Origin of the sequence: Lutibacter sp. HS1-25 (assembly GCF_004121075.1) — a bacterium.
Taxonomy (GTDB): domain Bacteria; phylum Bacteroidota; class Bacteroidia; order Flavobacteriales; family Flavobacteriaceae; genus Lutibacter.
The window spans coordinates 71,231-85,160 of record NZ_RHLN01000002.1 but is presented as its reverse complement, the minus strand read 5'-3'; the positions used below and the strand labels follow the sequence as shown (position 1 = coordinate 85,160).

Below are 13,930 nucleotides of genomic sequence, written 5' to 3'. Positions count from 1 at the left end.
AGTTCTTCATTACGATTCTGTTTTAGACAATCCTTTCCTTGTCATTTCGCCCCATTTTATTTTTTTATTAAAGTAATAATCGATATTTCCTTTAATTGCGGCGTATAAAATAAATGGATGCAATACAAAGGGTTCTAACAATGTTACTAGTAATAGTTTAAATCCTGTGCCTTTTTTGGTGTACTGATGGTAAGTAAGTTCTTCAGAAAATATGGCAATAATTGTAAACATGATTGTAAATAGATAGGCTGAAAGAAAAAAAGCAAGTGCATAATCCCATCTTACATTGTCAAGGGCTATTAAAACTATAAAGTAAAGTATGCCAATTACTTCAATAATTGGGGCTAATCTTTCGTAAAAAAACCAGTATGGATAACTTAACATACCTAATAGTCTGTACTTAGGGTTAAAACCAATTTTACGATGTATTTTAAGAACTTCAATAGTACCTCTTGTCCATCTGTTTCTTTGAGAGATTAAAATTTTATAGTTGTCTGGAGCTTCGGTCCAACAAAGAGGATCTGGGATATAAGCAACTTTGTATTTTATGTTTTCTTCTTCCATTCGCCTTCTCATTCGCACAATAATTTCCATATCTTCACCAACTGTTTTGGTGTTATAGCCACCAACTTCAATAGCTATTTTTTTATCGAACATTCCAAAAGCTCCTGAAATTACTAACAAGCCATTTAAACGACTCCAAGCCATTCGACCTAATAAAAACGATCTTAAATATTCTAAAATTTGAGCAATTTCAATAAATTTACTAGGTAAGTTAATGTTTATTAATTTACCTTCTTTTATTTCACAAGCATTGGCAATTCTTATAACTCCGCCCGATGCAATTACTTTTACATCTGTTAATTCTAAAAAAGGCTTGATCATTTTTTGCAGAGAGTCTTCAAGTAATAAGCAATCTACATCTATACAAGCCACATATTTACTTTGACTAATATTTAAGCCACAATTTAGCGCATCTGCTTTTCCGCCGTTTTCTTTATCTACAACAATTAATTTTTCAAAAGCCGGATTTGTAGATTTAAATACGCCTTGCCTTAGTGGTTTTGTTGGTACCTGATAATTAATTAAATAATTTACTTTAACCAAATCGTAAGCTTTTATTAATTTTTCTAAGCTATCGTCTTTACTACCATCATTAACAATAATTACATCGTAATTTACGTAATGGCTAGAAAGTAACGATCGTACATTTTCAATAATGTTTAAGCTTTCATTATAAGCCGGAGCTATAATTGAAATTGAAGGAGAGACTGTTGAAGAAAGTATTTCGTTGTAATTTACAAAACTATTTCTTTTAATATATTGACTGGATTCCAGAGCCGAAATAAAAGATAAAAATACATAGGAGAAAATTACAGAAAATGCATATATAAAAAACAATATATGAATTATAAGTAAAATTAGTCTTACGGTGCTACTATCCATAAATTAGTTGTTATTAATAAATTCAACAATACGTTTAGATGCTGTATCACTTTCTGATATTTCTAAATTATTAAATTTTGTTGGATTGATCTCTTTTAATATTTTTAATGAAGCTAATTTTATTTTAAAATTAGGATGATTGATGTTTTCTAAAATAAAATTTTCATCCGATGCGTCTCCAGTATTTTCTAAAAGTTTTAAAAAAGCTATTTGTTCGCTTTTACTACTATTATTAAAGTTAGATTTTAAATATTCTTTGCATTCAGTATCAAAAAAATAACTCAATACATCTATGGTTTGAACTCTAATTTCTTCATTAGGATGTTTTAATAAGTCTAAAAGTGCATCTTTAGACTCGAACTGATTGTATACTTTTGCGAGTTTTAGCGCAAACATAACCACTGAAATGTTATTTGATTTTAACCAATTAGAAATGTTTGTTATTTCTTGATTGTCAAACTTTTGAAGAATTTCCAGCAATTGTATTTGATTCCATTCAGACAATTGATATTCTAAATTATTTAAGAAATTTAAACCTTGAAATTGAAATAAATTAACCAAATACAGTTGAGCTTGATTTCTTACTTCTTTGTGTGGATGTTTTATTAGTTTTTCAATTTTATTATGTGCTTGTTTAACTTCAAATTGAGTTAATTCATCAATTCCTGAGGCTATAATTTCCCATTTTCTTGCTTTTATTTTTTTTAATGAATAGTTGATCAATCCAGTTTCATAATAAAATTTATGAATAGATACGGCTATTTCTCCAGAGATATCATTAACTAATTTTGACATAACAGAAATTAGGACTTTTCTATTAAACGTATTTAATATTTCTATTTTTGTTTTGTTTATAAAAAGTTGTTGTTCTTCACTAATTTCATTTACATCGTCGCCAGCATACAAATAATTTATCAAATTTTCTTCATATATTTTTTGATATTTTATTTGTTCTTTTTCATTCTTACGCAAGTAAATTCGCAATATTTTTAAATACAAAATAAGTCCCAAAATAAGTATGAATAAAACAATACTAATAAGCCAAACAGCCTTAACAAGTGTTGGTAATTGCATAAAATATTCTAAAACACTTTGGGAATTATTCATATAATAAGTTAAATCATTTATTTAAATATTAGTTGTTAACTAAGTAACCTTTTAACTCTAATTACCAACTCATTAGGGCTAAATGGTTTGCCCATAAAATCGTTAGCGCCTAAACTAAAGGCTTTTAAAACCATTTCTTCTTGCCCTGCTGCTGAAAAAACAATAATAGGCACTTTCATTTCCAGCTTGTTTCTAACATGGCTAATTACTTCTAAACCGCTTATGTAAGGCATCATAATATCTGATAAAATTAATTCGGGTTGATGCTCTTCAATTAATTCAATTGCTTCTTTACCATTTGCAGCAATAAATAAGTCGTATCCTTCTTTCTGTAGTCTAAACTTCAACAATAATGAAAGTGTTGAGTTATCTTCAGCCAATACTATTTTTTTCTTGTTACTCATTTATTATTAATTTAAGTTCATTTTCTAGTTCAATTTTTACGTAACCTATAATTTCGACACACGAACTTGTTAATTTGTGAATGTCATCTAAATTTACTTTATGGCGAAATCTATTGGTTAAATCGTGTATGATAGGCTCTAATTTTGAAATTCCAAACATACTTATACTTGGTTTTATTTTATGAGTTGCCCCATGTAATAAGTCCCAATTTTTTTCTTCCAATCCTAAATCTAAAACAATTAAAAAATCATTTAAATCTTTTAAAAACTGTTCTATTAACAATTTTAATATGGCATTTTCATTAAAAGATTCTTCTTTTAAATATTTAAGGTCTGTATATTTTTCTTTGTTAGGTTGTTCATTTTTTTCTTCAACTATTTGCGGCTCGTTTTCAATTAAGTTGCTTTTAGATCCGCCGTATTTTACCAATATTGAGAATAAGTCACTAGTTTTAAATGGTTTAAAAATATAATCGCTCATACCAACATCAAATGCTCTTTGAATGTCTTTTTTTGATGTGTAAGCTGTCATTGCGATTATTGGAATTTTAGATTTATTTTTAGAAAGATCATTTTTAATAATTTCTGTGGCTTCATATCCGTCCATTACGGGCATTTGAATGTCCATTAAAATAATATTGTACATATTTTTTTGTACTTTTTTAACGCCTTCAATACCATTGTTTGCAATATCAACCTTACAGTTCCATCTTTCTAATCTTGTTTTGGCTAATATTTGATTTGTTTTATTGTCTTCAACCAATAAAATTTTCAATCCAAGTTTATTGTCTGTAGATATTCCGTTTTCAATTTCAGATAAGGAAATAGTTTTATGGTCTTTTTTAAATGGTAGATTTAAAGTAAAAACACTTCCTTCGCCAAACTTACTTTTAACAGTAATATCACCATTTAAAAGTTTTATTAATTTTTTTACAATTGTTAAGCCTAATCCAGTACCTCCATATATTCTTGAAGTATCGCTTTTTGCCTGGGTAAATGCGCCAAATACAGTATTTATTTTATTAGACATTATACCTATACCTGTATCTAATATTTCAAAACTAATTAGTGTATTATCTTTGGTTTCTTCAATGTATTTTATGGTAACGGTAACAGACCCTTCGTTTGTAAATTTGATTGCGTTCCCAATTAAATTTAGTAAAATTTGATTTAGTCTGGTTGGATCTCCAAAAACTTGTGTGGGTGTATTTGGGTCAATAATTAAATTTAATTCAATACTTTTTTCATCAGCTCTTATTTTCATTAATTTAATAATATCATAAATGTTTTTATGAAGATTAAATGAAATATTTTCGATTTCGAGCTTATTTGAATCTAATTTTGCAAGATCAAGCACATTGCTTATTAGTGAATTTAAGATTTCTCCAGAATTTTTCATGATTTCTAAATACTCTCTTTGTTCAGTACTTAGACCCGTTTCTAAAAGTAAGTCGGTAAAGCCAATAACCGCGTTTAATGGAGTTCTAATTTCATGGCTCATATTTGCTATAAACTCATCTTTAACTTTTAAAGATTTCTCAGCAGTTTCTTTAGCTTTTTTTAACTCTATTTGTTCGTTAATTCTATTTGTAATATCTGTACCAATTGAAATATAAGTATCATCTAAACCTTTAGAATATTGCCACTCAATCCATTTAAAATCTCCATTTTTTGTTTTGATTTTACTTTTTGAAATGTCTGTAAATTCTTTAGTATATAAAAATACATAATCAATTATCGCATTTTTAATTTTAAGCGCTTGGAAAGGATTATCATAAATAACTTTCCACCATTTATCTCCTAAAATTTCTTCAACAGTATATCCCAGCATTTTTTCAACAGCAGGCGAAGCAAAAAGAACATTTCCTTCTTTATTACTTACAATAATCATTAAATCTACACTTTTAATAATGGTTTCAGATTGGATTTTTATGATTTCTGTTTTTTTCCAATCAGAAATATCAACACCAATAGAAATAAATTTATTGTTGTCAGTTATAGAATCTCGCCATTCAATCCACCTGTAGCTTCCATCTTTACATTTTAATTTTCGTTCGTAAGGTTTAGTGCTTATGGTTGCGTTTCCTTTAAGTATATCAATAACATTTTTTTTGTAAAGTTGACCTTCTTCCTTTGAGAAAAATGCGTTTTCCCACCAAAGATTACCAATTAAGTTATCAATGCTATATCCTGAAATTTTCTCAGTTGCACTTGAAACGTAATTTACATCACCTGTTGTATCACAAGAAATTACAATTAGATTGATTTCATTTAATAGCAACTCTGAAAATTTTAATTTTTCTAGATCTTTATTTTTCACTAAGCGTAGCTTTTTATTTAAACTTAAAGTTATTCAACAAAAAAGAATATTGGAAATTATATTTGATTTTTTATTAGGGGTTTTAAGTTAATCCAAAGTAGGCATAAACGCTTAAAAATACAATGACAATTATCATTATTTTTTTTCTATGAATGTTTGTTAATTAATTGAGAAATAGCTTTAACCTTACGTTTGTTTTCTTTTTGCATTTAAAGTGTAGGCTTAAAATTAATTGTGTTATTATATTGAAAAATTATATAAAAGTTTATTCAATAGTTTTGTTAAAAATTTAAAATGAAATTAAATGAATATGCATCTTACTTTTGTAAGCTGTTTATTAAAAATGTATAATTTTACCAATTAGTTAGTTTAAGCTAAGCATTAAAATAAAAATAGTTTATTTCAATAAAAACTCTTTATAAAATTTAAAAAAATGAATTCATCAAATCCTCCAAAAAATTTCATCAAAACTTTACAAATTATTCACCTTGTATTATTGTTAGGCGTTTTAATATTTGCATCGTATGTTGCTTTTAGTGTAAAAGAACAAGTGTTTTTTTCGTATTCACAAGATAAAGCATTTTTATATTTGGCAATTTTAATCTCATTTATTGGTAATTTGTCAAGTAAGACTTTGTTTGGTAAATTGTTAAAGCAAATTCCTGTTGATGTTAATTTGAATGAAAAATTGGTTAAATACAGTACGGCTCATATTTTTAGAATTGCAATGTTAGAGTTTCCTGCATTAATGTGTTGTATTTTTGTTTTATACTCTAATAACAGTTTCTATTTTATTTTAGTTGGTATTTTGTCAGTTATAATGTTGGTACTTTTTCCAATAAAATATAAATTAAGCAAAGAATTGGAGCTTACAGATAAAGAAAAATCAATGCTAGAAAAGCTTTAATTAGTTTTTAAAATTTCGGATATTTGCAAACTAATTTTAAAAAATGGCACAAAAACCAAGCATACCAAAAGGAACACGTGATTTTTCACCTAGCGAAATAGCTAAAAGAAACTATATCTTTTCGACCATAAAACAAGTTTTTGAAACCTATGGTTTTCAGCCTATTGAAACACCAAGTTTTGAAAATTCGGATACCTTAATGGGGAAATATGGTGAAGAAGGTGATCGCTTGATTTTTAAAATATTAAATTCCGGCGACTATCTTTCAAAAGTTGATGAGACTTTGTTAAATTCAAAAGACAGCTTAAAAATTACGCCTTCAATTTCAGAAAAAGCTTTGCGTTATGACTTAACAGTGCCTTTTGCACGTTATGTAGTGCAACATCAAAATGAAATTGAGTTTCCATTTAAAAGATATCAAATGCAACCAGTTTGGCGTGCAGACAGACCTCAAAAGGGGCGTTTTAGAGAATTTTTTCAATGCGATGCTGATGTAGTTGGAAGCAAAGGTTTGTGGCAAGAAGTTGAATTTGTGCAATTGTATGATGCCGTTTTTAGTAAGTTAAAACTTACGGGTACAACAATTAAACTAAACAATCGTAAAATTTTGGCTGGTATTGCTGAAATTATTGGCGAAGCTGATAAATTGATAGATTTTACAGTTGCTTTGGATAAATTAGATAAAATTGGTGCTGAAGGAGTTACCAATGAAATGTTGTCAAAAGGTATTTCTGAAGCAGCAATTGAAAAAGTACAACCTTTGTTTAGTTTTAATGGAACTAACCAGGAGAAATTAAATCAATTACAAGGTTTATTGGCAAATTCTGAAGAAGGAACCAAAGGTGTTAACGATCTAAGATTTGTAATTAATGCTATTGAAAAAATTGGCTTAATGTCTGCTAATTTAGATATAGATGTTACTTTGGCTCGTGGTTTAAATTATTACACGGGTGCTATTTACGAGGTTTCAGCGCCAAAAGGTGTTAGCATGGGATCTATTGGTGGAGGTGGTAGATACGACGATTTAACTGGGATTTTTGGGTTAAAAGATGTAAGTGGTGTTGGTATCTCATTTGGTTTGGATCGTATTTATTTGGTGTTGGAAGAATTAAATTTATTTAATGAAGTTGCATTGCCAAGGCCTACAGTATTATTTATAAATTTTGGCGAAGCTGAGGCTTCATATTGTATGAAAGCTTTGTCTGAATTGCGTAAATTAAATATAAAATCTGAGCTGTATCCTGAAGCTGCTAAAATGAAAAAACAAATGAATTATGCCAATAAAAGAGAAATTCCTTTTGTTGTTTTGGTAGGTTCATCTGAAATAGAAAATAACAAGTTTACACTAAAAAATATGCAATCGGGTGATCAGCAAGAATGTAGTTTAAAAGAATTACTTAAAATCACGGCGAAACTTTAAAACAAAAGTGTAAATTTGCAGGCTAATTAGTAAAATGTTTGAAGTAAAAGATAACATGATAGATAAAATAGACGAATTGGGAGATGATCATATTGGTTCTTCGGCAAAAACGCCATTAAGAGCTGATGCATTTGATATTTCTGATCAAGAAAAAATAGCACGTATTCAAGAAAGTGTAAAAGATATTTTGAATACTTTGGGAATGGATTTAGATGATGATAGTTTAAAAGGTACGCCAAAAAGAGTGGCAAAATCTTTTGTAAACGAATTATTTGCAGGTTTAAACCCAGCGCATAAACCAAAATTATCAACTTTTGATAACAATTATAAGTATGGTGAAATGTTGGTAGAAAAAAATATTACGGTATATTCTACTTGCGAACATCATTTATTGCCAATTGTTGGGCGCGCTCATGTTGCGTATGTTTCAAATGGTAATGTAATTGGCTTATCAAAAATGAATCGTATTGTAGATTATTACGCCAAGCGTCCACAAGTACAAGAGCGTTTAACAATGCAGGTTGTGCAGGCTTTACAGGAAGCTTTAGGTACGCAAGATGTAGCTTGTGTTATAGATGCCAAACATTTATGTGTAAATTCTCGTGGAGTTAGAGATATTGAAAGTAGTACAGTTACTTCAGAATTTGGAGGTATATTTAAAGATGCTGCTACAAAACAAGAATTTTTAGATTATATTAAAATGGAAACAGATTTCGAGAAATTGTAATCATCCTAAAAGTATTATAAAGTAAAAAGTTCAGCCAGTTTTAATTAAAATTGGCTGAACTTTTTTAGTTTAAAACCATAGTTGTCTTAGTTTGGTATTTCAACTTTTGAAATCTTAAATTTAAACACTTAACTATTCATATTTTTTTTAAGATTTGCCATTTGAAGTAGTACAAAACCACCAATAAAAAATAATGACATAAACAACATACTATTTCGCATACTGCCCGTAATTTGATCTATTAATCCGTATGATAAAGAGCCAATAACAATAGCCAGTTTTTCAGTAATATCATAAAAGCTAAAATAAGATGCAGTATCAATGGTTTTTACAGGTATTAATTTTGAATACGTAGATCTAGAAATAGATTGAATACCGCCCATTACAAATCCTAAAAATGCAGCCAAGGCATAAAAAGTTACTTTGTCTTTTAAAAAATAGCCAGTAATACAAATAAGTATCCAAATAAGTAGGGTAGTGCTAATTGCAAATCCATTGCCTTTTAAATTGGATAAAAAAGCAAAGAAATAAGCACCCAAAATTGCGATTATTTGAATAATTAGAACAACAATAATCATTTCATCAGCCTCCATTCCAATTTCCTTATCAGCAAATAGTGGTGCCAATAATAAAACTGTTTGAACACCCATGCTAAAAAGAAAAAACGAAGTTAAAAAACGGTTCATAACCAACTTGTCTTTTACGGTTTTAAAAACTTTTTTCAGTTCTTTAATACCGTTTCCTAAAATATCTTTGGTTATTTTTTTGCGTTCTCCGCGATCTTTTAAATAATAAAATGAAATTTGCGCAAATCCTACCCACCAAATTCCGACTAAAATAAATCCAAATCTTGTTGCAGAACCTCCGCTTTCAAAACCAAATAAGTCATATTTTTCGTATAAAACCAGGTTAAAAATTAATAAAATTACACTTCCAATATAACCCATTGAAAATCCTTTAGCACTCACTTTATCCATAAAATCATTGGAAGCAACTTCGGGTAAAAAACTATTGTAAAAAACCAAAGATCCTGCATAACCAATACTTGCCATTACAGAACAAGCAATGCCATATTCAACATTTTCACCAGTAAAAAAATATAGACCTATACATGATAAAGATCCCAAATAGGTAAAAAATTGCATAAACCGTTTTTTCAATCCGCTATAATCTGCAATTCCAGATAAAACAGGTGATATAAAAACAATAATTAAAAATGAAAATGAGATTGCATAAGAGTAAAGCACCGAATTTTTAATAGTGAAATTAAAGAAAGGAATCATCTCACCTCCGTAAGCGGCTTTTGTTGTGGATAAATAGTAAATAGGAAAAATTGCAGTAGTTACTATAAGGTTGTAAACAGAGTTAGCCCAATCAAAAGAAGCCCAGGCATTTATAAGTTTTTTATTGTTTTTTTCTAGCATAGTTTTATTTGTATGTATCTATTTTAAATTTGTTTCAAGATACTTAAAAATATGTTAGTTAGATTTTATGGCAATTTTTTATTACAATTATTATTTTAACCTAGTTTAAAAGTAAAAACCCAAAACCATTTATGATGATTTTGGGTTTATTAATTAGGTATTGCATAAATGTTATGCTTTTATTTTTTGAAATAAAATATTGTTTTCTAAATGAATGTGTTGGTATAAATCGTTTATAAATTCATCTAACATATGGTACAATGCCTTGTAAGTATTACAAGCCCATTCTGGAGGTGTAAAATTGTTACTTATTAATTGTATGCGTTTTACAATTGTACCTGCATGGTCGTGTTCATCTTCTAATATTTTTATAACCTCTTCATCATAAACAAAACTTGGATCTGCAATTTTTGCTTTTATTGCTGGAAATAAAATATTTTCTTCTTTGTCTAAATGACTTATCAATTCATTAGAAAGTTCTGTAAACAGATTGTCGATTTCAATATTTTCGGGTGCGTGTTCTCCATGAACTCTTGCTACTTTACTCGAAAATTCATTGATAATAGTTAAATGTTCTTTTACATAAGTATGATGTACATTTACAATGTAATCAACTAAAAAATCGGCGCTCCAATCTTTAAAATTTAAATTTGGTACTGAACTTTGTGTTGTGTTATTTTGTAAATCTTTGATTACTTCAGCAGCATCAATGCCAGCTTTTTCACAAGCTTTTGCTACAGTTGTTCCACCACCACAACAAAAATCTAAATTGTATTTTTTAAAAATGGCTGCATTGCTAATATCGTCGCTTACAATTTCAGCAATTGTTTTATCTTTAATTTCTAACATTTTGTATTATTTTAGAATACAAAGATATAAAAAAAAATAATAAAAGATAACTTTGTCTTTTATTATTTTATCCAAAAACAGTCAATATAATCGGTAAGTATATGATAGAGTAGTGCAATTGCTACAATTCGTGTTTTTTTTGGAAGCAATAATGCTACATAAATTGCGATGGCATAATAAGTATGTAATGGGTGAAAGTTAATACTGCAACGATTTGCATCAAATAAAGGAGTTGCCAAAATATGATCAACATCAATTAACATTGTTAAGATAAAAATAAGCCAAACTTTTTTCCAATTTTCTTTAAAAAACAAATACGCTATAGCTCCAGGAACCAAAAAATGCATTCCGTAATGAACTATAAATCGTACAGTTTCCATTTTTAAAATTGTATTTTTTGACTTTCTAAGTAATTCAATGCATTTGGACCTTCCATAAATAGCAAATCTAACATACTAAGGTTAGGGATAAATCCATGGTTTTCTTCAAAAATCTGATAGTATTTGTCTAGTTGAAAAATATTTTCACCTTTGGCAATGGCTAATTTGCGTAGATCTAAAATTGTTGGTTCTGTATGGTATTCAATAGTTTTTGTCGAAGGAATTTCAAGTTGCAAAGCATCCATTAAAAACGCGTGACACTTTAAATTTAAATCTAACAAAAAGGTAGTTTGTTTTTCAAAAATGGGTAATAAATCATCTATATAAAATTCAAAAAAAGGTGAAGAATTATAAGCTGTAATTAGTGTGCGTAGGTGAAGTTGTTGCCAACCATCTTTATAATCAATCTTAATATCTTTTGTTTTTTGTTTTTCTTTTTTGTTGTGTTGAACAGGCACAATTAATGTGTGTTTTCCAAAAGAAGTATAAATATAACAGCGATTTCTATAAGTTTGTTTTTGAAAATTGTCTTCGACTTCAAAAATTATTTCTGAAGATTTAGCAATGCCAACATACTGAATAATTGGAGGGAAATAAGTTGGTTGAAATAATGTCATAATTAAAATTTAAAACAGTTTCAAAATGAAAGTATTTTCAAAATGAAACTGTTTTAATAAATAGTTTTATTCGCCTTTTTTACGTTTTCGGTAAATGCTAAATCCGTACCAAAGTATCATTGCACCAAGAAAGTAGTACAAATACGATACTGGTTTTCCACTGCCGTGAACAGTTGTAAAAATACGATCCCATCTAATTTTATTTGCAATGCCTTCACCATTTGTATCCCAGCTAAACCAAATAAATACAGGTTTTCCAACAACATGGTCAAAAGGTACATATCCCCAATAACGAGCATCTTCAGAGTTGTGACGATTGTCACCCATCATCCAATAGTAATTTTGTTGAAAAGTATAAGAATCTGCTAATTTTCCGTTGATATAAATTTCATCGCCATTAACAGTTAAATCGTTTTTTTCATATTCTTCAATAATTCTTTTATAAAAAGGCAATGATTTTGAATTTAAAGCAACAGTTTTACCTGCTTCAGGAATATAAATTGGACCAAAATTATCTACAGACCACGGATATTGTGGGTCGTGAGGGAAAATTGAAGCATCATAATCGCCTCCAGGTGTTAATTGTTTTGTAACACTTTTTACAACAGGATTGTTTCTTAATTTTGCTGCACTTTCATCGGTTAAATTAAGTATGTAATAATCTGCTTGGTAACTGCCCTCAGTAATTTCAAGTCTTTTTAATAAAGTAGGGCTTAATTGTTGTCCTTCTGCAGTAACAACTTTATGAATGTATTGCGTTTTTGTTCTATCTGGTAAAACGGTTTGTTTTCCGTTGATAAAAATATAGCCATCTTTAATTTCTAAAGAATCACCTGCAATTCCAACACAACGTTTTACGTAATTAGATTTTTTGTCTATTGGCTTGTCTATATGAATTTTAGAACGGTCTCTAAAAAAGCGAACCGTATCAACAGGCCAGTTAAATACAACTATTTCATTGCGTTTAATATCTTGAAATCCAGGGATTCTAAAATAAGGAAGTTGAGGTTTGCTTAAATATGATTTTGTACCAACAAAAGGCAAAGAATCATGAACCATAGGTGCAGCAATAGTTGTCATAGGTGCTCTGGCTCCGTAATGAAATTTACTTACAAATAAGAAATCACCAATTAACAACGATTTTTCTAAAGAAGAAGTAGGAATGGTATATGGTTGCATTACATAAGTGTGCACAATTGTAGCTGCAATAATGGCAAATGCAATGGAGCTAACCCATTCACCCAACTCAGTTCTTGGTTTTAAACTTCGATCTTCAATATAAGTAACGTTGGCTACATAGTTTAAATAGTAATTGTAAAATCCTAAAGTTACCACAGCTAAAACAGTATCAAGTCTAGAGTTTTTTCCAAAACTTCTGGCTGTTTCTATCCAAATTACAGGAAACATCAGTAGGTTTATTACAGGGATAAATAATAAAATAACCCACCAAGTTGGTCTGTTAATTATTTTCATCAATACAATTGCATTGTAAATTGGTACAATTGCTTCCCAAGGTTTTCTACCTGCTTTTAGGTATAATTTCCACGTTCCAGCAAAATGAACTAGCTGTACAACAAGAAAAAAGATAAATAATTCTACTACTGACATAATTTTTTTTTAATATTATTTTAAGCCTAAAACGTCTCTCATTGTAAAAATACCGTGTTTTCCAACCAACCATTCGGCCGCTGTTACAGCACCTAAGGCAAATCCACTTCTGTTGTGTGCGGTATGTTTAATTTCAATGGTGTCAACTTCTGAAATGTATTCAACAGTATGTGTTCCAGGAACATCAGGAATACGTTTAGCAATTATTGGTATCTCTGAATTGTTATTTGTTACATCTAAAGCCCAACCTTTTTTATTGCTGTTTTCAATAATTCCTTCGGCTAAAGTAATGGCAGTACCACTTGGTGCGTCTAATTTTTGTGTATGATGAATTTCTTCCATTGAAATTTCATACTGACTTAAATTACGCATCATTTTTGCCAAATATTCATTCAATTCAAAAAAGATATTTACACCCAAACTAAAGTTTGAAGCATAAATAAAACCACCATTATTTTGTTTACACAAATCTGTAGCTTCTGAAAATTTATCTAACCAACCTGTTGTTCCACTTACTACGGGTACATTGTTTTTTAAGCAATTTGAAATATTGTTAAAAGCTACTGAAGGGATACTAAAATCTATGGCAACATCGGCTAAAGTAATGTCGTAACTCTCTGTGTTTTCATCAACTCTTAATACAATTTCATGCCCTTTTTGTAAAGCAATTTGTTCAATTGTTTTACCCATTTTACCGTATCCTAATAACGCTATTTTCATG

The 13,930-nt window shown here is 29.0% G+C and carries 13 protein-coding genes; 3 read left to right on the top strand and 10 right to left on the bottom strand.

Translation table 11 applies throughout. From position 1 onward, the window contains the following. Nucleotides 1-9: 9 nt before the first annotated feature. From EC396_RS01815 to EC396_RS01800, 4 genes are read right to left on the bottom strand one after another with little or no spacing between them, the layout of a single operon-like run. Complete coding sequence (locus EC396_RS01815; protein WP_129364995.1) at nt 10-1,446, bottom strand: glycosyltransferase family 2 protein; 1,437 nt, start codon at nt 1,444-1,446, stop codon at nt 10-12. A gap of 3 nt (nt 1,447-1,449) precedes the next feature. Next, a complete protein-coding gene (locus EC396_RS01810; protein WP_129364994.1) occupies nt 1,450-2,553 on the bottom strand; it encodes a HEAT repeat domain-containing protein in 1,104 nt (367 codons plus the stop codon). 35 nt (nt 2,554-2,588) lie between these two features. Beyond that, nucleotides 2,589-2,957: a response regulator transcription factor gene (locus tag EC396_RS01805; RefSeq protein ID WP_129364993.1), complete on the bottom strand. Its 369-nt coding sequence runs from the start codon at nt 2,955-2,957 to the stop codon at nt 2,589-2,591. Next, nucleotides 2,950-5,277, bottom strand: a complete 2,328-nt coding sequence (locus EC396_RS01800; protein WP_129364992.1) for an ATP-binding protein — start codon at nt 5,275-5,277, stop codon at nt 2,950-2,952. Before EC396_RS01800 ends, EC396_RS01805 begins: the two co-directional genes overlap by 8 nt. A 433-nt stretch (nt 5,278-5,710) precedes the next feature. On the opposite strand from EC396_RS01800, the gene EC396_RS01795 reads away from it, so the two are divergent. The 3 genes from EC396_RS01795 to folE are packed head-to-tail and all read left to right on the top strand — an operon-like array spanning nt 5,711 to nt 8,331. Continuing rightward, a complete protein-coding gene (locus EC396_RS01795) occupies nt 5,711-6,184 on the top strand; it encodes a hypothetical protein (RefSeq protein ID WP_129364991.1) in 474 nt (157 codons plus the stop codon). Nucleotides 6,185-6,227: 43 nt separating this feature from the next. Beyond that, nucleotides 6,228-7,604, top strand: a complete 1,377-nt coding sequence (gene hisS / locus EC396_RS01790) for a histidine--tRNA ligase (RefSeq protein WP_129364990.1) — start codon at nt 6,228-6,230, stop codon at nt 7,602-7,604. A 34-nt stretch (nt 7,605-7,638) separates the two neighbouring features. Continuing rightward, nucleotides 7,639-8,331 carry a GTP cyclohydrolase I FolE gene (gene folE / locus EC396_RS01785; RefSeq protein ID WP_129364989.1) on the top strand — a complete coding sequence of 231 codons (693 nt, stop codon included), beginning with the start codon at nt 7,639-7,641 and terminating at the stop codon, nt 8,329-8,331. 128 nt (nt 8,332-8,459) lie between these two features. Here the strand turns inward: folE and EC396_RS01780 are convergent, their stop codons facing one another. The 6 genes from EC396_RS01780 to dapB form a co-directional block, all read right to left on the bottom strand. Beyond that, nucleotides 8,460-9,755 carry an MFS transporter gene (locus EC396_RS01780; protein WP_129364988.1) on the bottom strand — a complete coding sequence of 432 codons (1,296 nt, stop codon included), beginning with the start codon at nt 9,753-9,755 and terminating at the stop codon, nt 8,460-8,462. 171 nt (nt 9,756-9,926) lie between these two features. Then, nucleotides 9,927-10,604, bottom strand: a complete 678-nt coding sequence (ric, locus tag EC396_RS01775; RefSeq protein ID WP_129364987.1) for an iron-sulfur cluster repair di-iron protein — start codon at nt 10,602-10,604, stop codon at nt 9,927-9,929. Between the two features lie 62 nt (nt 10,605-10,666). Then, nucleotides 10,667-10,984: a DUF6122 family protein gene (locus EC396_RS01770; RefSeq protein ID WP_129364986.1), complete on the bottom strand. Its 318-nt coding sequence runs from the start codon at nt 10,982-10,984 to the stop codon at nt 10,667-10,669. Between the two features lie 2 nt (nt 10,985-10,986). Continuing rightward, entirely contained in the window at nt 10,987-11,601 is a 615-nt protein-coding gene (locus EC396_RS01765; protein ID WP_129364985.1) for a WbqC family protein, read from the bottom strand. Between the two features lie 66 nt (nt 11,602-11,667). Beyond that, nucleotides 11,668-13,209 carry a signal peptidase I gene (gene lepB / locus EC396_RS01760; protein WP_129364984.1) on the bottom strand — a complete coding sequence of 514 codons (1,542 nt, stop codon included), beginning with the start codon at nt 13,207-13,209 and terminating at the stop codon, nt 11,668-11,670. A 15-nt stretch (nt 13,210-13,224) separates the two neighbouring features. Further along, nucleotides 13,225-13,929, bottom strand: a complete 705-nt coding sequence (dapB, locus tag EC396_RS01755; protein ID WP_129364983.1) for a 4-hydroxy-tetrahydrodipicolinate reductase — start codon at nt 13,927-13,929, stop codon at nt 13,225-13,227. Between the last annotated feature and the right edge of the window lies 1 nt (nt 13,930).

Coding starts and splice junctions, on each gene's coding strand:
- folE (WP_129364989.1), top strand. CDS start 7,639: ATGTTTGAAGTAAAAGATAACATGATAGATAAAATAGACGAATTGGGA.
- EC396_RS01770 (WP_129364986.1), bottom strand. CDS start 10,984: ATGGAAACTGTACGATTTATAGTTCATTACGGAATGCATTTTTTGGTT.
- EC396_RS01765 (WP_129364985.1), bottom strand. CDS start 11,601: ATGACATTATTTCAACCAACTTATTTCCCTCCAATTATTCAGTATGTT.
- EC396_RS01805 (WP_129364993.1), bottom strand. CDS start 2,957: ATGAGTAACAAGAAAAAAATAGTATTGGCTGAAGATAACTCAACACTT.
- EC396_RS01810 (WP_129364994.1), bottom strand. CDS start 2,553: ATGAATAATTCCCAAAGTGTTTTAGAATATTTTATGCAATTACCAACA.
- hisS (WP_129364990.1), top strand. CDS start 6,228: ATGGCACAAAAACCAAGCATACCAAAAGGAACACGTGATTTTTCACCT.
- dapB (WP_129364983.1), bottom strand. CDS start 13,929: ATGAAAATAGCGTTATTAGGATACGGTAAAATGGGTAAAACAATTGAA.
- ric (WP_129364987.1), bottom strand. CDS start 10,604: ATGTTAGAAATTAAAGATAAAACAATTGCTGAAATTGTAAGCGACGAT.
- EC396_RS01780 (WP_129364988.1), bottom strand. CDS start 9,755: ATGCTAGAAAAAAACAATAAAAAACTTATAAATGCCTGGGCTTCTTTT.
- lepB (WP_129364984.1), bottom strand. CDS start 13,209: ATGTCAGTAGTAGAATTATTTATCTTTTTTCTTGTTGTACAGCTAGTT.
- EC396_RS01815 (WP_129364995.1), bottom strand. CDS start 1,446: ATGGATAGTAGCACCGTAAGACTAATTTTACTTATAATTCATATATTG.
- EC396_RS01795 (WP_129364991.1), top strand. CDS start 5,711: ATGAATTCATCAAATCCTCCAAAAAATTTCATCAAAACTTTACAAATT.